The following is a 19,453-nucleotide window of genomic DNA, read 5'->3' as shown; positions in this document are numbered from 1 at the left end:
TCTGATAAATTGTTAAAGAGCAGTGCCGCGATTTCTCAAGCGGCGCGGGATGCGTATATTACGCTTTCCGCATTTTCAGTCAAGCATTTATTTTTGCTTTTCTGAAGGTTGCTGTAAAAGCCACCTGCTTAACGCGACGCTTCGTAAGCCGTTGTGCCGTGTCAGTGGAGGCGCATTATAGGGAGTTCTTCCGGGCTGACAAGTGCTAATTTCGAATTATTTTCCGAGTGCTGATTTTTTCAGCGAAACCGTCTTAAACCGCCAGTTTTTCGAGCAGCGGAAAGCCATAACGCTGTAAAACGCCCGATAATTGCACAGCCTCTTCATCCATAGATGTACAAAATGCAATGTTGCTGCCAGCAGCGGCCGCATCAGGCGCCTCATGCTCAAGCAGCCAGACGGTACGCCTCGCTATAGCGGCACCGGAATCCACCAGCCGGGTGCCGTCCGGCAGGACCTGCTGCAGTTCATCGCGAAGCAGTGGAAAATGGGTGCAGCCCAGTACAACCGTATCTGGCGGCTCTTTCATACGCAGCCAGGGCTGCACTGCCCGGCGTACATCATCCAGTGATACTGGTTCCCCATGCAGCTTCGCTTCTGCCAGTTCAACCAGCTCAGCGGAGCCCAGCATCTCAATAGTGCATTCCCGGGCGAACTGTTTGACCAGTTCATGAGTATAAGGACGCTTTACCGTTCCCCGTGTTGCCAGCAGTCCAACCACTCCATTCCGTGTCAGACGCGCTGCCGGTTTGATTGCCGGCACTACGCCGACGACCGGAAATGCAAACCGTTCGCGCAGCGCCGGTAAAGAGACGGTGCTGGCGGAGTTGCAGGCAATAATGACTAATGCGAGCGGAAAACGCTGTGTGATGGCCGTGACCACTGCCACTACGCGTTCAACGATATACGTTTCCGTTTTTTCACCATAGGGAAACCCTTCGTTATCGAAAGCATAGAGATAGTGCAGGTCCGGCAGCAACTGCCGGACTTCATCATAGACGGAGAGCCCACCTACGCCGGAGTCAAAAACCAGCACGGTGGGACGGAGATCAGAAGCTGTAGCTGGCGCTAAGGTAGTATTCTCGTCCAGGGGTGCGATAGCCATAAACCGTCTCATAATCCTTATCCAACAGATTGGCAATTTTACCACGAACTGTCAGATGAGACGTGACCGGATACGCAGCTGCGAAATCGACCAGGGTATAACCTGGCATGCGCCGCTGTGTCGCTGCGTACTGGTTGGTATTGTTGTTGTAGCTTTTACCAAAATATTGCCAGGCGAAATCAAAATCGACATCCAGTGCCGTCCAGTCGAGCTGATACTTATATTGCTGACGGGAGCGGTGTGCCAGCACCTCATTATCCTGATCGCGGCGCGGATCGATATACTGCAGCGTAATGCGGTGAGTAAAGATGCCGGTATCCGCACTGCCGCTCCACTCAACGCCTTTTATCGTCGCTGACTGTACGTTGTAATACGTACCAACAAAGTTTTCATCGGCTCTGTAGTCAATCAGGTTATTGATCTTATTTTGATAAACGTAGAGGTGCCACTCCACCGGCCCGCTAAGTCCTTCAATACCGGTTTCAATTTGATGTGACTTCTCAGCCCGGAGAGCAGGGTTGGACGCGACAAACAGACGACTCTGTCCATACATCTGCCCCAGCGTAGGCGCCTGAAATGCGGTGCCGTAGGAGACAATCAGGCGATAATCAGGCATAAACGCCCATCCCGCTGCCGCCTGCCACGTGCCGTTCCAGCCAAACTGATTGTTGTCGTCACCGCGCAGGGCGCCTTCCAGCGTAATCGTATCGAACTGCTGCTGCGTGGTCAGGTAGTAACCGGTGTTATTACGCCTATAGCTGTCGGCATTGAACCGATCGCGGGACACCAGTTTTTGCTGCTGCCAGTCGATGCCGGCGCTGAGTGTGCCATTTGCCATGGCGACACTATTACCCCACTGCAGATTGCGCTGGCTCATATCATCCAGCGACGTGCCGGGACCATAAAGGCCAAGCGTGCTGGCATAGTTATAGTCTTTATAACGCTGGTAGCTGTAGGTCAATTCTGAAGAGTAGCGCTCCTCACTGAACTTCATGCCACCTTCATAGGTGTGATTATAAACCTGCCGTTTATCACTGCCGTCCTGATAGCCTGCATCATACGCACTATTATTACCGTAGCCGTAGCCGCGAAAGAAGGCGGATAAACTGTCGCTGAAACGGTGATTCACACCGGCCCAGAACGTTTTACTGCGAAAGCCATCGCGATCGCCATCAACCGCGTACGCCGACTGTGGCTGGATGTTGTAGCCGCGCGTCGACTGAAAGGCTCCCGCTGCGGTTACCAGCGTATCTTCACCCACCTTTTGTCGCAGTGCAGCGTCATACTGCTGATAGCGATTTGAACCGAGGCCCGCCGTTATCTGTCCGCCTGGCTCGCTGTTCTCAGTGATTATGTTAATCACACCACCAATGGCATCGGCGCCGTAAACGGCGGAGCGTGGTCCGCGGATCAGCTCAATACGCTGAATCAACGCCAGCGGAATCTGGCTAAAGTCAGCGATCCCGGTGATCCCCGACTTCGCCAGCGGAATACCATCGATTAACACCAGCGTATGGCGCGCTTCCGCACCGCGGATATAGATGTAACTGGTCTGGCCCGGCCCGCCGTTTTGCGCAATATCCACACCCGGCAGGCGCCGCATGACATCTGTCAGCGATTTAGCCTGCCAGCGATCAATATCTTCCCGCGTGATCACCTCACCCGGTGCCAGCACGCTGCTGACCGGCTGCTGAAAGCGGTTAGCGGTGACAAGCTGCGTGTTATCATTTTGCCGGGCATAGCCAGAGGGCGCCCAGAGCGACAGCGCTGTTGCACTCAGGGCGAACAGCGATGCAGACGTTATTTTCATTGTTGTAGCATCCAAAAGATCGGGCCGGATGCCGCAGGCCTGAGATCGATAGCACGCGATGATCTCAGCGTTTGCGACGATACACCGGCAGGTCTTCGGGCTGAGAATCATAAATGGTGAAGACTTCCCGTCCGTCAGGACAGTGTCTGCCTGGGCGATCACCATGACATTCTTTTACCGCTGCGCGTCAGCTCCAGATTTGCACTGGATTCCCTTTTAACTCAATGAGGCCGGCGGCCGCAGTCTACGGTTAAGCCCGCTGCCGATCCACCCCTCCCGCTTTCTGACATTCGGTTGGGCTGGACATCAGCAGTTGAATGCCTACAATCGCCCGGCAAGCAGGCTTATTACCAGGATTGAAGATGACACCCGAACAGCTCCCGATTGACCAGTATGATGCGCAACTCGCTGAAAAAGTCAGCCGTTTAGAGGCGATGATGACCCCTTTCACCGCGCCTGACGTGGAGGTGTTCCGATCGCCGGTCAGTCACTACCGTATGCGCGCCGAGTTTCGCATCTGGCACGACGGTGACGACCTCTATCACATCATCTTCGACCAGGGGACCAAACAGCGCATTCGCGTGGACAGCTTCCCGGCCGCCAGCGAACTGATTAACCAGATGATGCCTGAAATGATGGCAGCGATACGCGATAATCAGGTGCTGCGCTTCAAGCTATTCCAGATCGATTATCTCTCCACGATGAGCAACCAGATAGTGATCTCGCTGCTCTATCATCGCAAGCTGGGAGAAGAGTGGCATGCCGCCGCCAGCACACTGCGTGACCAGCTGCGCGCCAAAGGATTTGACGTGCAGCTGATTGGACGCGCCACCAAAACCAAAATTTGTCTGGATCGCGACTACGTGGATGAGCGCCTGCCGGTGGAGGGCAAAGAGATGATTTACCGCCAGGTGGAAAACAGCTTTACCCAGCCTAATGCTGCCATGAACATTCAGATGCTGGAGTGGGCGCTGGATGTTACGCAGCAGTCGCGGGGCGATCTGCTGGAGCTTTACTGCGGCAACGGCAACTTTTCGCTGGCGCTGGCGCGTAATTTCCGTCGCGTGCTGGCAACGGAGATTGCCAAACCTTCGGTGGCGTCGGCCCAGTACAATATCGCCGTGAACCAGATCGATAACGTGCAGATTATTCGTATGGCGGCAGAGGAATTTACACAAGCCATGAACGGCGTGCGCACCTTTAACCGGCTGGAAGGCATCGATCTCAGCAGCTATCAGTGCGAGACCATTTTTGTCGATCCGCCACGCAGCGGGCTGGATGATGAAACGGTAAAAATGGTGCAGGCGTATCCGCGCATTCTGTATATCTCCTGTAATCCGCAGACGCTGTGCGACAATCTGGCTGTACTGTCAGGCACGCATCAGATTGAGCGGCTGGCGCTGTTCGATCAGTTCCCCTATACCCACCATATGGAATGCGGCGTGGTGCTGACGCGTAAAGCATAAAAAAAGGGAACCCGCGGGTTCCCTTTTTATTACTGCCGGCTTCTGGCGCGACGGAAACGCGTGCCAATCCAGAACACCAGCGCCACCATCAGAATGACAGGAATGAAGTTTGAGCCGATATCCGGATATTCTGCGCGCACCATGGCGCTGTAAACCAGGATGCCCAGCAGGAAAAATGCCGCGGCCAGTGACGGCATGCCGTCAGGCATATTGCGATTAAGATAACGCTGATGCAGGCACCATGCTGACAGCCCAAGCGCTATCAGCGGAAAAATGGAAAACGGCACAAAGGTACTGAACAGCGCCGAAAAGGAGCCATTGATTGCTAAACCAGTGATAAAAGCCAGTAATAACGTTCCTTTATCACGAGGATGCTGCTCAATCATTTCATTATCCTTATCACGTTACTTTTCAGGGATTTCCAGGGTTACCGCCAGCCGTTCTTGTTCCCGGCGATACCAGTAGTAGGCGCCTTTGGCGATCATACGCAGCTGCAGTACCAGCCGCTCTTCCAGCTTACGCCGCTGGTCAGGATCCACATCCAGCGCTTCAGCACCGGCGCTAAAAACAATGGTCACCATTGCTTCAGCCTGCGCTTCGGTAAAGCTGCGCGGCATGCGGCTTTCCAGCTCCAGATAGTCAGCCAGTTCTGCAATAAAATGCTGAATCTCACGGGCAACAGCGGCGCGGAAGGCGGCAGACGTGCCGGAGCGTTCACGCAGCAGAAGCCGAAACGCATTCGGGTTGTTGCCGATGAACTCCATAAAGGTTGCCACCGACGTTTTAATGATGCTGCCACCTTTCGCGATACGCTGACGCGCCTGGCGCATCAGCTGGCGCAGCATCAGCCCGCTCTCATCAACCATGGTCAGTCCAAGCTCATCCACATCACGGAAGTGACGATAGAATGAGGTAGGGGCAATGCCGGCTTCACGTGCCACTTCGCGTAAACTCAGGCTGGCAAAACTCCTTTCTGCACTAAGCTGACTGAATGCAGCTTCAATCAGCGAACGTCTTGTACGTTCTTTTTGTTGCGCCCGAACGCCCATTTTTGCGGCCTTGTGAGTAATCAGGCGCTCACTATAACAAACTTTTCAGCGTACAGCCGGGCAAACTTTGTCACCGCCTGTTAACCTCACTGATTGTCAAACTTCTGCATTTTTCACTGTTAGAATTCAGATGTGCGCGGCGAGATGTTAGAATCTCGTTGTAAAAATGTATAGAAGAATAGGACGTACTGGTATGCAAAAGTCTTACGATTACGATGCCATTGTGATTGGCTCCGGTCCGGGCGGCGAAGGTGCGGCGATGGGGCTGGTCAAGCAGGGAGCGCGCATCGCAGTGATCGAACGCTACCACAACATTGGCGGCGGTTGTACACACTGGGGAACCATTCCCTCCAAAGCGCTGCGTCATGCTGTCAGCCGCATCATTGAATTTAATCAGAACCCGCTCTACAGCGATCACACCCGTCTTCTCCGCTCTTCGTTCGCTGACATACTCAATCACACCGAGAACGTTATCAGCCAGCAGACTGCCATGCGCCAGGGTTTTTATGAGCGCAACCGCTGCGAACTCTATCAGGGCGACGCGCACTTTGTGGATGCCAACACGATAGAGGTGGAGCAGCCTGATGGCACTCGCGAGCAGCTGACGGCAGAAAAATTTGTCATTGCCTGCGGCTCACGTCCCTACCATCCGGCCGACGTCGACTTTACGCATCCGCGCATTTACGATTCCGACTCCATTCTGAACCTGCATCATGAACCGGGTCATGTGATTATCTATGGTGCCGGCGTCATTGGTTGTGAATACGCCTCTATCTTCCGGGGTCTTAACGTCAAGGTCGATCTCATTAACACCCGCGATCGTCTGCTGGCGTTTCTCGATCAGGAGATGTCCGACTCTCTCTCTTACCACTTCTGGAACAGCGGCGTGGTGATCCGTCACAACGAGGAATTTGAGAAGATCGAAGGCGTCAGTGATGGCGTGATTATGCATCTGAAGTCAGGCAAAAAAGTGAAAGCGGATTGTCTGCTGTATGCCAATGGCCGGACCGGGAATACCGACTCGCTTTCGCTGGAGAACGTGGGTCTGGAAGCGGATGGACGCGGCCTGCTGAAAGTTAACAGCATGTATCAGACCGCACAGCCGCACATTTATGCCGTGGGCGATGTGATTGGCTATCCGAGTCTGGCTTCCGCCGCTTACGATCAGGGACGCATTGCCGCTCAGGCGATCATCAAAGGTGAAGCGAGTGCGCATCTGATCGAAGATATCCCGACCGGTATCTATACCATCCCTGAAATCAGTTCAGTCGGAAAAACAGAGCAGCAGCTGACCGCGATGAAAGTGCCTTATGAAGTAGGCCGTGCGCAGTTTAAGCATCTGGCACGCGCGCAGATTGTTGGCATGCACGTCGGCAGCCTGAAAATCCTGTTTCACCGCGAGACAAAAGAGATTCTGGGGATCCACTGCTTTGGTGAGCGCGCGGCGGAGATTATTCACATCGGCCAGGCCATTATGGAGCAGAAAAACGGCGGTAACACGATTGAGTACTTCGTGAATACCACCTTTAACTACCCCACCATGGCTGAAGCCTATCGTGTAGCCGCGCTGAACGGATTAAACCGCCTGTTTTAACGCGGCGTCAAAATGGCCCTGCATATGGGTTTTGATTGCTTCTGCCAGCTGCTCATAGCGGCTGCGCAGAGGCGAACCCGGCCGGTAAACCAGCGCGATAGTGCGCTGCGGCACCGGTTTATAACAGGGCAGATAGCAGACGCCGTCGCGCACGCGCTCTTTAGGCACCGCCAGCGAAGGCAGTAGCGTAATGCCGCTGCCGGCCGCCACCATATTACGCAGCGTTTCCAGACTGGTGGCGCGGAAATGGGTATCTTCATCAGCGCCCGCCTCAAAGCAGAAGCCCATCGCCTGATCGCGCAGGCAGTGACCATCTTCCAGCATCAGCAGTTTTTCACCCGCCAGATCGGACATCGGGACGCGATCGCGATCGTGCCATGGGTGATCCTGGTAGACCGCCAGCTTCATGGGCTCATCAAACAGCGGCACTTCAATAAAGGCTTCACTCTCTTTAACCAGCGCCAGAATAGCGCAGTCGAGTTTCCCGCTGTCGAGCTGTGCCAGCAGTTGCTGAGTCTGTGCTTCATGCAGATACATCTCCAGCTTTGGGAAAGTCTGATGCAGCATAGGAATAATATTGGGCAGCAGATAGGGGCCGGTCGTGGGGATCAGCCCGATATGCAGCGGTCCGGACATCGCTTCACCCTGCTGGCTGGCCATCTCTTTCAGGACCTTAACCTCACGCAGTACGGTTCGCGCCTGATCAACCAGCAGCAATCCTGCCTGGGTGAACAATACTTTACGGCTGGTACGTTCCAGCAGCATGACGCCCAGTTCATCTTCCAGCTTACGGATCTGCCCGCTCAGGGTCGGCTGACTGACATGACAGGCATCAGCGGCGCGGCGAAAATGGCGGTGTTCCGCAAGTGAAACCAGATACTCGAGATCGCGAATGTTCATTAATATCCTCCAAACCACGATAGCCCGTGGCGATAGATAGAATAGCAACGAACGATTGGCCCTATCAAGACATGCACGGGAATAATAGCGCTCACTGATTTAAGCCCATGCATTTGTAGAGAAATTTATTTATTTCCTGAACGTGTGCCGGGCCTGAACGCTTTTATAAAAACGCTTTTTATGCAGCAAATCTGTTTTGCTGAACCCAATCACTGTGCTGGCGGGGAGTGCCGGTACGCTGATGATGTGCCTATAAAAATATGCAATTCCGAAGCCAGAGGTTGGCGGGCTTTTTTATAAAGCCCGCTTTTTTTATGGCGCATCAAACCAGCGGCAGCGGCCGGAATTAGCTATTGCAGGCGCGCCTGTGCTTCACGGATTGCCAGGGCGACCTGCTGCGGTGCAACACCGCCGCGCGCGTTACGCTTGTCGAGGCAGGACTGCAGTGAAAGCACCGGATAGACATCCTCTTCAATAACGTCACTGAACTGTTTCAGCTGTGCCAGGCTCAGTGCCTCCAGCGCCACGCCATGCTGGATAGCCGCGACCACCGCCTCTCCCACAATATGGTGCGCCTCGCGGAACGGCACGCCTTTCGCAACCAGATAGTCTGCCAGCTCGGTGGCATTGGCGTAGCCCTGCTCAGCGGCTTCCTGACAACGCGGACGTTTAACCTGAATGCCGTCCAGAACCAGCACTGACATATGCAGACAGTCGAGCCAGGTATCCAGCGCGTCAAACAGCCCCTCTTTATCTTCCTGCATATCTTTGTTGTAGGCCAGCGGCAGGCCTTTTAGCGTCATCATCATGCCGGTCAGTGCGCCCTGTACACGGCCGCATTTACCGCGGATCAGCTCCAGCGCATCAGGGTTTTTCTTTTGCGGCATCAGCGATGAGCCTGACGTCACTTTATCGGACAGCTCGACGAAACCCGCCTCGCCCGTATTAAAGAAAATCAGGTCTTCCGCAAAGCGCGACAGGTGCACCATGCCGATTGACGCATCAGAGAGCAGTTCCAGCACGTGATCGCGATCGGATACGGTATCCAGGCTGTTACGCGTTGCCGACGCAAAACCGAGCCAGCCCGCCAGCTGCTCGCGGTCAATCTCATAAGCGGTACCGGCCAGCGCTCCGCAGCCCAGCGGGCTGACATCCAGCCGCTTCAGCGTATCCTGCAGACGGCTCTCGTCACGCGCCAGCATTTCGGTATACGCCAGACACCAGTGGGCAAACGTCACCGGCTGCGCGCGCTGCAGATGCGTATAGCCCGGCATGACGGCATCCTGATTTGCTTCTGCCGTTGTCACCAGCGCACGCTGCAGCTGACGCGTGGCATCCAGCAGCAGGGCAACCTGCTCTTTACACCAGAGCTTCAGATCGGTGGCAACCTGGTCGTTACGGCTGCGCCCGGTATGCAGCTTTTTACCCAGCGCGCCGACCTTATCGATCAGTTTGCCCTCGACCCAGCTGTGAATATCTTCTGCATCGCTTTCAAGGATCTGCGACGGATTAGCACGTACGTCCGCCAGCAGTTCGTTCAGCGCTGCTTCAAGCTGCTGCTGTTCCGCCTGGGTTAAAACGTTTACGGTCACCAGCGCTTTTGACCACGCCACAGAGCCGGTGATGTCCTGCTCCGCCAGGCGATAATCAAAACGCAGTGAATCATTAAACTGTTTAAACCGCTGATCTGCTGCCTGCGAAAACCGTCCGCCCCAAAGTGCCATCTGCTTGCTCCTGAAATCGTGTTGAAAAAGGCGGCCTGAGCCGCCCTTGCATAACTGCTGCTGCGTGCTTACTTCTTCTGCTCGTTCAGCGCACGAATGCGTGAAGAGAGGGAGAACAGGCGAATAAAGCCGCCCGCGTGACGATGGTCATACACTTCATCTTCACCAAAGGTAGCGAACTCTTCTGAGTAGAGGCTGTTAGCAGATTTTTTCTGAATCGCTGTTGCCTGACCTTTGTAGAGCTGCAGAACCACTTCGCCGTTAACCTCTTCCGCCAGCGATGCTGCCGCTGCCTGAATAGACTGGCGCAGCGGTGCGAACCAGCGACCATCATAAACCACGTAAGACATCTCCTGGCCCAGCTGCTCACGCCATTTGAAGCTGTCGCGATCCAGCACCAGCTGCTCAACCGCACGCAGTGCGTTCACCATGATAGTACCGCCGGGGGTTTCATAGCAGCCGCGTGATTTAATGCCGACCAGACGGTTTTCCACGATATCGATCCGGCCAACGCCATGTTTTGCACCCAGTACATTCAGTTTTTCCAGGCACTGGAACGGGCTCAGCTGTTCGCCGTTCACGGCAACCACACAGCCTTTTTCAACGGTCACGGTGACATTTTCCGGCTGGTCTGGCGCATCAAGCGGATCCACGGTCCATACCCAGCAATCTTTATTCGGTGCGTTCCACGGGCTTTCCAGCACGCCACCTTCGGTGGAGATGTGCCATGCGTTCTCATCACGGCTGTAGATCTTCTCCAGCGACGCGGTCGTCGGGATATTGCGCTCTTTCAGATAGTCGAGCAGCGCCTCACGCGAACGCAGATCCCACTCGCGCCATGGCGCAACAACTTTAAGCTGCGGTGCCAGCGCGGTATAGGTAGTTTCGAAACGCACCTGGTCGTTGCCTTTGCCGGTTGCGCCGTGGCACAGCGCGTCAGCACCCACTTTCAGCGCCAGTTCAACCTGCGCTTTAGCAATGATAGGACGCGCCATGGACGTGCCCAGCAGGTAGGTGCCTTCATACAGAGCACCGGTTTGCAGCACCGGATAGACGTAATCGCTGATAAACTCTTCACGCAGATCCACTACGTGACATTCAGATGCGCCCGACTGCAGCGCTTTTTTCTCAACGCCTTCCAGATCGGCCGGGTCCTGACCAATATTGGCAACAAACGCCACCACTTCACAGCCGCCGTAGTTCTCTTTCAGCCATGGAATGATGGCTGACGTATCGAGGCCGCCTGAGTAGGCCAGAACGATTTTTTTAATGTTTTGCGTGCTCATGTCTTAATCCTTGATTATGCGAGAATCCGGGTGCCAATCGACACGCCGTTGAAAAGGGTTGGCAGCTGCTCAGCATGACGCCAGCTGGCGATATCGACCGGACGGCCCAGCGTGCGTGCGGCATCCAGTGCGGCGTTGACTTTAACAATCATGCCGTCGGTAATAATGCCCTGCGCAATCAGCTGTTCCGCTTTTGCTGCGGTCATTTCAGCAATGCGCTGGCCTTTACCGTCGAGAATGCCGCTGACATCGGAAAGCAGCACCAGATCGGCGCCGATGGTCGCTGCCAGCGCGGTGGCTGCCTGATCAGCATTCACATTCATCAGCGCCCCGCCGGCGGTAATGCCAATCGAACTGATAACCGGCATATAGCCTGCATTCAGCAGCGTGTTCAGCAGCGCAGGGTTGCCCGGCGTGGCCTGTCCGACATGCCCCAGCGCTTCGTCAAACTGCGCGACGTTGACCAGTCCGGCATCGCCCAGGCACAGCCCGACGGCGTTAATACCGTAACGGGTCGCCCACGCCAGCAGCGTTTTGTTCGCTGTACCCGCCAGCGCGCCGGTAATGATGTCAATCTGATCGGCAGGCGTCACGCGCAGGCCATCTTTCTTTTGCACCGGCAGCGCGAGCTTTTTCATCAGCTCGTCAACCAGACAGCCGCCGCCGTGCACAATCACCAGCGGACGCTGATGTTCATTACGGTACGCCAGCAGCGCATCAAACAGCCGGGCCAGTGCTTCTTCGCTATCCAGCAGTACGCCACCCAGTTTAATGATCAGTGGATTGCTCATGGTTACGTTATCCGTCCGTTAAATCAGAGAGAGCGTTTCAGGGAAACCGAAACGAATATTGAGACACTGAATCGCCTGTGATGACGCGCCTTTTAACAGGTTATCTTCTGCCGCGACCACAATCAGATGTTCGTCCTGCACGGCAAAACCGATATCGCAGAATGGCAGACCCACTACCGCTTTCAGCGCCGGGACACCGTTGTCATAGAGACGCACCAGCGGCTTGTCATGATAGGCCGCATAAAAGGCGTCGGTCACATCCTGCTGCGTAATGCCCGCTTTCAGACGGCAGGTAATGGTTGCCAGAATACCGCGGGGAAAATTACCCAGATGCGGCGTAAAAATAACCGGCGCGCCAAGGTGGGCAACAATTTCCGGATGATGACGATGGTTAAACAGGCCATACGGCTGCAGGCTCACTTCGCAAAAGCTGGTCGCGACGCTGGCTTTACGCCCGGCTCCGCTGACGCCGCTGGTGGCGTTGATAACCGGCCACTGTGCGTCATTCAGCAGATCCGCTTTAAGCAGCGGTTTCAGCGCCAGCTGTGCCGCCGTGGGATAACATCCAGGCACTGCCACCAGCTGCGCTTCTTTAATGCGCTCGTGATTCCACTCAGCCAGACCATATACTGCGTTATCCAGCCACGCCTGATGCTGATGACTGAAGCCGTAGTAACGGGTGTAAAACGCCTCATCATTGACCCGGAATGCGCCTGACAGATCGAAGACCACACAGCCTGCTTTCAGAAATTCAGGCGCCAGATCGTGGCTGACTTCATGCGCCGTCGCAAGGAACACCACATCGACTTTCTCTGCCCACGCTGCCGGATCGCTCAGCGGCTGCAGCGGCAAATCAACGATGCCTTTCAGCTGCGGATGGAGATCGGAGAGCAATTTTCCGGCATCCGGGCTTTGCGCTGAAACCGCTAAAGCGGTTATGTTCATATGCGGATGGCGATTCAGGTAAGTGGCAAGCTCTACGCCAGCATAACCACTGGCACCAACGATCAGCGTATTCAACATCAGGCTGTATACCTTTTTACAGTCAACGTATCGGGTCGCGGCCGTGCCCCGTTGCCCACGATGCCGTTTGCACTTTTTCAGTTCACATGCAGACGACGTTAATGTATTTTTATTCACTATTAGTGCATGAATATTGATACATCCTAACCTAAGGACCGTCAACAGTGAAGTCAAAAATTCCACCTTTTATCGAACTCTACCGCCAGTTGATCGCCTCACCATCAATCAGCGCAACCGACAGCGCGCTTGACCAGAGCAACGAAAGTTTAATCAATTTGCTGGCGGGCTGGTTCCGCGATCTGGGCTTCAGCGTTGAAGTTCAGCCGGTACCGGGTACGCGCCATAAGTTCAACCTGCTGGCACGCAGCGGTGAAGGCGCAGGCGGACTGCTGCTGGCGGGCCATACTGACACCGTGCCCTTTGATGACGGGCGCTGGACGCGCGACCCCTTTGTGCTGACTGAACATGACAATAAACTTTACGGACTGGGCACGGCAGACATGAAAGGCTTCTTCGCCTTTATTCTCGATGCGCTGCGCGATGTTGACGTCACTACGCTCAAAAAACCGCTCTATGTGCTGGCGACCGCCGATGAAGAGACCACCATGGCGGGTGCAAAATATTTCGCTGAGTCTGCACAGCTGCGCCCCGACTGCGCCATTATCGGTGAGCCGACCTCGCTCAAACCCGTGCGCGCCCACAAAGGCCATCTATCACACGCTATCCGCATTGAGGGTCAGTCAGGCCACTCCAGCGATCCGGCGCGCGGCGTGAATGCGATTGAGCTGATGCATGCATCCATTACAGAACTGATGAAGCTGCGTCATACCCTGAAAGAGCGCTATCACCACGATGGCTTTGCCATTCCTTATCCGACCATGAACTTTGGTCATATTCATGGCGGTGACGCGGCTAACCGCATCTGCGCCTGCTGCGAACTGCATATGGATATCCGGCCGCTGCCGGGTCTGAGCCTGAACGATCTGGACGGCTTACTGAATGAAGCGCTGGCCCCGGTGAGCGCCCGCTGGCCCGGCCGTCTGACCGTAAGCGAACTGCATCCGCCTATCCCGGGCTATGAATGTCCGGCTGACCATGAGCTGGTCACGGTGGTGGAAAAACTGCTGGGTGTGCCGACGGAAGTGGTTAACTACTGCACCGAAGCGCCGTTTATTCAGCAGCTCTGTCCGACGCTGGTGCTGGGGCCGGGTTCAATTGAACAGGCGCATCAGCCAGATGAATTTATCGATACCGCATTTATTAAGCCCACTCATGCGCTGATAACGCAGGTTGTGCAGCATTTTTGTCACTGATAGATAATCTGCGGGGCATTTCACTGTTTAATCAGCAAAATGCCCCGTCATTATCTGGCGTTTGCTGATAAGAATAACTTATCTCTCTTCTTCCCCGATAAAACTTATCACTTTCCGCACGTTAGCCGCCTGTTTTCGCCAGTTCAGGCTAATTGACGGAGTTCACAAATCGTGGCTAGATAAAAGATGATGTTATACCCGCTGGTTGGGTCCAGGGGGGTTAAAAGACGATAAGGGTGTCAGGGTCAAATGAACGAACAATATTCCGCAATGCGAAGTAATGTCAGTATGCTCGGCAAACTGCTCGGGGATACGATAAAGGATGCACTGGGAGAGAACATTCTCGATCGGGTGGAAACCATCCGCAAACTCTCTAAGTCATCCCGTGCAGGAAATGACTCTCATCGCAGGGAGCTGCTGTCAACGCTGCAGAACCTTTCTAATGATGAGCTGTTGCCGGTGGCCCGCGCCTTTAGTCAGTTTCTTAACCTTACCAACGTGGCTGAACAGTATCAGACCATTTCACGCAGCGGCGATGGCGCTAACCATCCGGAGCTGCTGAAAAAAACGTTTGAACGTCTGAAGCAGCAGGGCGATCTCAGCGAAATGGCTATTCGTCAGGCGATTGAAGAGCTGTCGCTGGAGCTGGTGCTGACCGCCCATCCCACTGAAATTACCCGCCGCACCCTGATCCACAAGCTCGGTGAAGTCAACAGCTGCCTTGAGCAGCTCGATCATGCCGATATCACCGACTATGAGCGCAATCAGGTGATGCGTCGCCTGCGCCAGCTGGTGGCGCAGGCATGGCATACGGATGAGATCCGCAAATACCGTCCGACCCCGGTTGATGAAGCGAAATGGGGCTTCGCCGTCGTAGAAAACAGCCTGTGGGAAGGGGTCCCCGCGTTTCTGCGTGAACTGAATGAACAGGTCGAAGAGACGTTTGGCATTCAGCTGCCGGTGGATTTTGTGCCGATTAAATTCACCTCCTGGATGGGTGGCGATCGCGACGGCAACCCCAACGTGACGGCCCCCATCACCCGCCACGTTATGCAGCTGAGCCGCTGGAAAGCAGCCGATCTCTTCCTGCGCGACGTGGGTGTGCTGATCTCTGAGCTGTCGATGTCGGAGTGCAGCGACGAGGTACGCGTGCTGTGCGGCGATCCGGAGGCAATTGAACCTTACCGTATGATCCTGAAACGCATGCGCAGCCAGCTGATGAACACGCAGGCGTATCTGGAGCAGCGTCTGAAAGGCGAACGCCTGCCGCGGCCTGCCGATCTGCTGGTCTCCAATGAGCAGCTCTGGCAGCCGCTGTTTGCTATTTATCAGTCGCTGCAGCAGTGCGGCATGAGCATTATCGCCAATGGTCAGCTGCTGGACACGCTGCGCCGGGTGAAGTGCTTTGGCGTGCCGCTGGTGCGTATTGATCTCCGCCAGGAGAGTACCCGTCATACCGAAGCGCTGGCTGAAGTCACGCGCTATCTGGGTCTTGGCGACTATGAAAGCTGGTCAGAAGCGGACAAACAGGCGTTTCTGATCCGCGAACTGAATTCCAAACGCCCGCTGCTGCCGCGCCAGTGGGAGCCCGGCGACAACACGCGTGAAGTGCTGGAAACCTGTAAAGTTGCCGCCGAGGCGCCGCAGGGTTCAATCGCGGCCTACGTGATCTCTATGGCTAAGACCCCTTCTGACGTGCTGGCAGTGCATCTGCTGCTGAAAGAGGCGGGTATCCCCTATGCCATGCCGGTCGCACCGCTGTTTGAAACGCTGGATGACCTGAACAACGCCAACGATGTGATGACACAGCTGCTGAACATCGACTGGTATCGCGGCTTTATCAACGGCAAACAGATGGTGATGATTGGCTATTCCGACTCGGCAAAAGACGCCGGCGTAATGGCCGCCAGCTGGGCGCAATATCAGGCGCAGGACGCGCTGATCAAGACCTGTGAAAAAGCGGGTATTACTCTGACGCTGTTCCACGGTCGCGGCGGCTCCATCGGTCGCGGCGGCGCGCCCGCGCACGCGGCCCTGCTTTCTCAGCCGCCGGGTAGCCTTAAAGGCGGCCTGCGCGTGACCGAACAGGGCGAGATGATCCGCTTCAAATATGGTTTACCGGAAGTCACCATCGCCAGCCTGTCGCTCTATACCGGGGCCATTCTGGAAGCGAACCTGATGCCGCCGCCGGAGCCTGCACAGGAATGGCAGGAGATCATGAACGGGCTTTCTGCACACTCCTGCGCCATGTATCGTGGCTATGTACGGGAAAATCCTGACTTTGTCCCCTACTTCCGTTCTGCCACGCCGGAGCAGGAGCTGGGCAAACTGCCGCTGGGTTCGCGCCCGGCTAAACGTCGTCCGACCGGGGGCGTTGAATCCCTGCGCGCCATTCCGTGGATCTTCGCCTGGACGCAAAATCGTCTGATGCTGCCAGCCTGGCTCGGCGCCGGTGCAGCGCTGCAGAAAGCGATGGATGAAGGGCACCAGGATCAGCTGGAAACGATGTGCCGCGACTGGCCATTCTTCTCTACCCGCCTGGGGATGCTGGAGATGGTTTTCTCCAAGGCTGACCTGTGGCTGGCAGAATATTACGATCAGCGCCTGGTCGACAAAGCACTCTGGCCGCTGGGTAAACAGCTGCGCGATCAGCTGGAAGCTGACATTAAAGCGGTGCTGACCATCGCAAATGATGCGCATCTGATGGCGGATCAGCCGTGGATCGCCGAATCAATCGCGCTGCGCAACGTGTATACCGATCCCCTGAACGTATTGCAGGCAGAGCTGCTGCAGCGCGCCCGCGCACAGGAAGCGCGCGGTGACGAACCGGATGCACGGGTTGAGCAGGCGCTGATGGTAACCATCGCCGGCGTGGCCGCCGGCATGCGCAACACCGGTTAGCCGGGACAAAAAAGGAGCCTCAGGCTCCTTTTTTAATCCTCGTTGCTGCGGGATGAATCAAAGCAGCTGGGCCAGGCGATTCAGATCCGACTGCAGCGCGCCAGCGGTCACGTCGCGTCCTGCACCGGGACCGCGGATCACCAGCGGATTATCACGATACCAGCGGCTTTCAATAGCAAAAACGTTATCGCACGGCAGCAGCGCCGCCAGCGGATGTTCAGCCCGCACCGCTTCTACGCCAACGCGGGCTTTGCCGCTGGCATCGAAGCGCGCCACATAGCGCAGCACCAGGCCCAGCTCCTGCGCCGCTTCATAGCGCTGCAGCATCTGATTATTCAGCTCGTCGGCGTTTTCAAAAAAGTGATCAACCGATTCTGCTTCGCAGTCGGCTGGTACCAGCGACTCTACCCGCACCTGATCCGGTTCAATATCATAGCCCGCCTCACGCGCCAGGATCACCAGCTTGCGCTTCACATCCTGTCCGGAGAGATCAACGCGCGGATCGGGTTCCGTCAGCCCCTGCTGCCACGCCTGATCCACCAGCTCGCTAAAGGGAACGCTGCCGTCAAACTGCAAAAACAGCCATGACAGCGTGCCGGAGAATATGCCGCTGATAGAGAGTATCGTGTCACCGCTTTCACGCAGATCGCGTACCGTATGGTTAACCGGCAGACCGGCACCCACCGTTGCGTTATAAAGCCAGTGACGCCCGGTTTTAGCGAATGCATCGCGGATCTGACGCCAGCTCTGGCTGTCTGATGCGCCGGCCACTTTATTCGCACTGATCACGTGAAAACCGTGGCTGGCAAAATCGAGATACTGCTGCGCCAGCGGTGCACTGGCGGTCACGTCAAGCACCACCAGGTCATCAAACGGATGCGCGCACATCCACAGGAACAGCGACTCCTCATCCAGCGTCTGCGCTTCATCATCGAAAAAGGCCAGCGTGCGGCTGGCATCCAGCCCTTCGTAGCTCAGCAGGCTGCGGCGGCTGTCAGCCACGCCGGCCAGCACAAACTCAAAGCCGGTGCGGGCGGAGAGGGTCTCCTGCTCGCGGGCAAACAGCTCCAGCCAGCGCGCGCCGATATTGCCCTTTCCAAACAGCATCAGGCCAATGCGCTTTTCTGCGCGAAACAGCGACTGATGTAATCCCTGAATCAGATGTGCAGTCGGCCCTGTGCGCAGCACCGCGACCAGGCTGATATGCTCTTCTGACTGCCAGACAAACTCAACCGGCTGATCTTTAATCTGCTGCCAGAAACGGTGGCTGTGCAGCGGGTTACGCGTTACGCCGGCGCCTACCAGTGCCACCAGCGCCATGCCATCGCGCAGCTGCAGATGGCCCGGCAGGGCCGCATCCTGTAACAGCGTAAAGGCGCTGTTCACCACTTCAGCGGTATAGCAGAGCTGCAGCAGACGACGATCGGGATGCAGGCCGCTTGCCAGCGGACGCAGCTGGGCACGCTTCAGCAGCTGATCGATCTCTTTTTGCTGCGTGGCAAAGTCGTGACCTTCAGAAAGCTGGATCTCCACCAGACAGACATCGTCGTGACTGGTGACAATCCGCGCGCCGGTGCCGGAAGCAAGCACACGCTCAATACGCGTTGATCCCTGCTCAGGCTGATAGCTGCAGCGCAGCTGTAAATCGATATCGCTGCTGGAGACGGGCTGCAGCGTACGCGTATGCAGTACCGGTGCCGCCAGACGCGCCAGCTCGCTGGCTTCATCCAGTCGCAGCAGCGGCAGCAGGCAGGCATCAGAAACTTTGCGCGGATCGGCGCTATAGACGCCGGCCACATCGCTCCAGATCGTGACGCGTCCCGCCCCGGCGAGCGCACCAATCTGGGTGGCAGAATAGTCAGACCCATTGCGGCCCAGCAGCACGGTTTCACCCGCCTCGTTACGACTGATAAATCCGGTTACCACCAGACGTTTATGCGGATGCTGTGTCAGCAGCGCCTGCAGCAGCGGCCAGGATTTACCCTCATCCACCTGTGGCTGAGCGGCGCGTTCAGCCCGCAGGAAATCACGCGCGTCCAGCCAGGTGGCGTCAATATCGCGCTGACTCAGTACTGCAGCCATCAGGCGCGCTGACCAGATTTCGCCATGCCCGACGACTTCCGCATATACCGCTTCGGTTATCGCGCCATCCAGCAGCGCCGCCAGCCGCTCCAGATCGCGGATAAAGAGGCTGGTCAGGCGGTCGGCCGCTTCAGCCGGCAGCAGGGCAGCAATCAGATCGCTATGGTAGCGGCGAAGCGTCTGTTGCACCTGATGCGCAGAGAGGCGATCGCTCTGACTCAGCTTCAGCCAGCTGATCAGCTGATTCGTGGTGCTGCCTGCGGCAGAGACCACCATCAGATCGCCTGGCTGACTGTAATCAGCCATAATGGCCGCTACACGCTGGTAGCAGCTGGCATCCGCCAGGCTGCTGCCACCAAATTTATGCAACTGCTTCGTCGGCGTTCCCGCGCCTGCTGTACTGGTCATG

At 56.2% G+C, this 19,453-nt stretch carries 14 protein-coding genes and 1 riboswitch; of the genes, 4 read left to right on the top strand and 10 right to left on the bottom strand.

Going from position 1 to position 19,453, the window contains the following annotated elements; translation table 11 throughout:
- Positions 1–253 precede the first annotated feature (253 nt).
- Positions 254–1,105 (bottom strand): glutamate racemase, encoded by an 852-nt coding sequence (murI, locus tag B3041_RS11840; protein WP_065648463.1) that lies wholly within the window; start codon positions 1,103–1,105, stop codon positions 254–256.
- Positions 1,050–2,915 (bottom strand): TonB-dependent vitamin B12 receptor BtuB, encoded by a 1,866-nt coding sequence (gene btuB / locus B3041_RS11835; protein ID WP_292974300.1) that lies wholly within the window; start codon positions 2,913–2,915, stop codon positions 1,050–1,052. Before btuB ends, murI begins: the two co-directional genes overlap by 56 nt.
- A 69-nt stretch (positions 2,916–2,984) precedes the next feature.
- Positions 2,985–3,164: riboswitch (cobalamin riboswitch) on the bottom strand.
- A 113-nt stretch (positions 3,165–3,277) separates the two neighbouring features.
- Between btuB and trmA the strand changes: the two genes are divergently transcribed.
- Positions 3,278–4,381 carry a tRNA (uridine(54)-C5)-methyltransferase TrmA gene (gene trmA, locus B3041_RS11830; protein ID WP_292974299.1) on the top strand — a complete coding sequence of 368 codons (1,104 nt, stop codon included), beginning with the start codon at positions 3,278–3,280 and terminating at the stop codon, positions 4,379–4,381.
- A 29-nt stretch (positions 4,382–4,410) separates the two neighbouring features.
- Here the strand turns inward: trmA and B3041_RS11825 are convergent, their stop codons facing one another.
- Together B3041_RS11825 and fabR are read right to left on the bottom strand one after the other, a co-directional pair.
- Positions 4,411–4,767: a YijD family membrane protein gene (locus B3041_RS11825; RefSeq protein ID WP_065648460.1), complete on the bottom strand. Its 357-nt coding sequence runs from the start codon at positions 4,765–4,767 to the stop codon at positions 4,411–4,413.
- Between the two features lie 18 nt (positions 4,768–4,785).
- Positions 4,786–5,430, bottom strand: a complete 645-nt coding sequence (fabR, locus tag B3041_RS11820) for an HTH-type transcriptional repressor FabR (protein ID WP_065648459.1) — start codon at positions 5,428–5,430, stop codon at positions 4,786–4,788.
- Between the two features lie 193 nt (positions 5,431–5,623).
- On the opposite strand from fabR, the gene sthA reads away from it, so the two are divergent.
- Positions 5,624–7,024: a Si-specific NAD(P)(+) transhydrogenase gene (gene sthA, locus B3041_RS11815; protein ID WP_039381156.1), complete on the top strand. Its 1,401-nt coding sequence runs from the start codon at positions 5,624–5,626 to the stop codon at positions 7,022–7,024.
- On the opposite strand, the gene oxyR is transcribed toward sthA, so the two are convergent.
- The 5 genes from oxyR to argC all read right to left on the bottom strand — a co-directional run bounded on the left by oxyR (position 7,007) and on the right by argC (position 12,748).
- Entirely contained in the window at positions 7,007–7,924 is a 918-nt protein-coding gene (oxyR, locus tag B3041_RS11810) for a DNA-binding transcriptional regulator OxyR (RefSeq protein WP_065648458.1), read from the bottom strand. The two genes, sthA and oxyR, sit on opposite strands and share 18 nt — an antisense overlap.
- Before the next feature lie 350 nt (positions 7,925–8,274).
- Positions 8,275–9,648: an argininosuccinate lyase gene (gene argH / locus B3041_RS11805; protein WP_292974295.1), complete on the bottom strand. Its 1,374-nt coding sequence runs from the start codon at positions 9,646–9,648 to the stop codon at positions 8,275–8,277.
- Positions 9,649–9,716: 68 nt separating this feature from the next.
- The gene (locus B3041_RS11800; RefSeq protein WP_292974293.1) at positions 9,717–10,934 is read right to left on the bottom strand and encodes an argininosuccinate synthase; all 1,218 of its coding nucleotides are present in this window, start codon (positions 10,932–10,934) and stop codon (positions 9,717–9,719) included.
- 14 nt (positions 10,935–10,948) lie between these two features.
- Positions 10,949–11,725, bottom strand: a complete 777-nt coding sequence (gene argB, locus B3041_RS11795; RefSeq protein ID WP_292974291.1) for an acetylglutamate kinase — start codon at positions 11,723–11,725, stop codon at positions 10,949–10,951.
- Between the two features lie 18 nt (positions 11,726–11,743).
- Positions 11,744–12,748 (bottom strand): N-acetyl-gamma-glutamyl-phosphate reductase, encoded by a 1,005-nt coding sequence (gene argC, locus B3041_RS11790; RefSeq protein WP_039381168.1) that lies wholly within the window; start codon positions 12,746–12,748, stop codon positions 11,744–11,746.
- A 164-nt stretch (positions 12,749–12,912) separates the two neighbouring features.
- On the opposite strand from argC, the gene argE reads away from it, so the two are divergent.
- Both argE and ppc read left to right on the top strand, forming a co-directional pair.
- Positions 12,913–14,061 carry an acetylornithine deacetylase gene (argE, locus tag B3041_RS11785; RefSeq protein WP_065648456.1) on the top strand — a complete coding sequence of 383 codons (1,149 nt, stop codon included), beginning with the start codon at positions 12,913–12,915 and terminating at the stop codon, positions 14,059–14,061.
- A 249-nt stretch (positions 14,062–14,310) separates the two neighbouring features.
- Positions 14,311–16,962 carry a phosphoenolpyruvate carboxylase gene (gene ppc, locus B3041_RS11780; protein ID WP_065648455.1) on the top strand — a complete coding sequence of 884 codons (2,652 nt, stop codon included), beginning with the start codon at positions 14,311–14,313 and terminating at the stop codon, positions 16,960–16,962.
- 57 nt (positions 16,963–17,019) lie between these two features.
- Here the strand turns inward: ppc and B3041_RS11775 are convergent, their stop codons facing one another.
- The gene (locus tag B3041_RS11775) at positions 17,020–19,452 is read right to left on the bottom strand and encodes a bifunctional aspartate kinase/homoserine dehydrogenase II (protein WP_065648454.1); all 2,433 of its coding nucleotides are present in this window, start codon (positions 19,450–19,452) and stop codon (positions 17,020–17,022) included.
- Position 19,453 lies beyond the last annotated feature (1 nt).

Origin of the sequence: Pantoea sp. UBA4549, assembly GCF_002387285.1 — a bacterium.
GTDB classification, from domain to species: Bacteria; Pseudomonadota; Gammaproteobacteria; order Enterobacterales; family Enterobacteriaceae; genus Pantoea; species Pantoea borealis.
The sequence above is the reverse complement of the archived record's forward strand: the minus strand, read 5'-3'. Positions and strand labels throughout refer to the sequence as shown.

What these genes read in the sequence shown, in the direction of transcription:
- murI (WP_065648463.1), bottom strand. Translation starts at nt 1,105, where the DNA reads ATGGCTATCGCACCCCTGGACGAGAATACTACCTTAGCGCCAGCTACA.
- btuB (WP_292974300.1), bottom strand. Translation starts at nt 2,915, where the DNA reads ATGAAAATAACGTCTGCATCGCTGTTCGCCCTGAGTGCAACAGCGCTG.
- trmA (WP_292974299.1), top strand. Translation starts at nt 3,278, where the DNA reads ATGACACCCGAACAGCTCCCGATTGACCAGTATGATGCGCAACTCGCT.
- B3041_RS11825 (WP_065648460.1), bottom strand. Translation starts at nt 4,767, where the DNA reads ATGATTGAGCAGCATCCTCGTGATAAAGGAACGTTATTACTGGCTTTT.
- fabR (WP_065648459.1), bottom strand. Translation starts at nt 5,430, where the DNA reads ATGGGCGTTCGGGCGCAACAAAAAGAACGTACAAGACGTTCGCTGATT.
- sthA (WP_039381156.1), top strand. Translation starts at nt 5,624, where the DNA reads ATGCAAAAGTCTTACGATTACGATGCCATTGTGATTGGCTCCGGTCCG.
- oxyR (WP_065648458.1), bottom strand. Translation starts at nt 7,924, where the DNA reads ATGAACATTCGCGATCTCGAGTATCTGGTTTCACTTGCGGAACACCGC.
- argH (WP_292974295.1), bottom strand. Translation starts at nt 9,648, where the DNA reads ATGGCACTTTGGGGCGGACGGTTTTCGCAGGCAGCAGATCAGCGGTTT.
- B3041_RS11800 (WP_292974293.1), bottom strand. Translation starts at nt 10,934, where the DNA reads ATGAGCACGCAAAACATTAAAAAAATCGTTCTGGCCTACTCAGGCGGC.
- argB (WP_292974291.1), bottom strand. Translation starts at nt 11,725, where the DNA reads ATGAGCAATCCACTGATCATTAAACTGGGTGGCGTACTGCTGGATAGC.
- argC (WP_039381168.1), bottom strand. Translation starts at nt 12,748, where the DNA reads ATGTTGAATACGCTGATCGTTGGTGCCAGTGGTTATGCTGGCGTAGAG.
- ppc (WP_065648455.1), top strand. Translation starts at nt 14,311, where the DNA reads ATGAACGAACAATATTCCGCAATGCGAAGTAATGTCAGTATGCTCGGC.
- B3041_RS11775 (WP_065648454.1), bottom strand. Translation starts at nt 19,452, where the DNA reads ATGACCAGTACAGCAGGCGCGGGAACGCCGACGAAGCAGTTGCATAAA.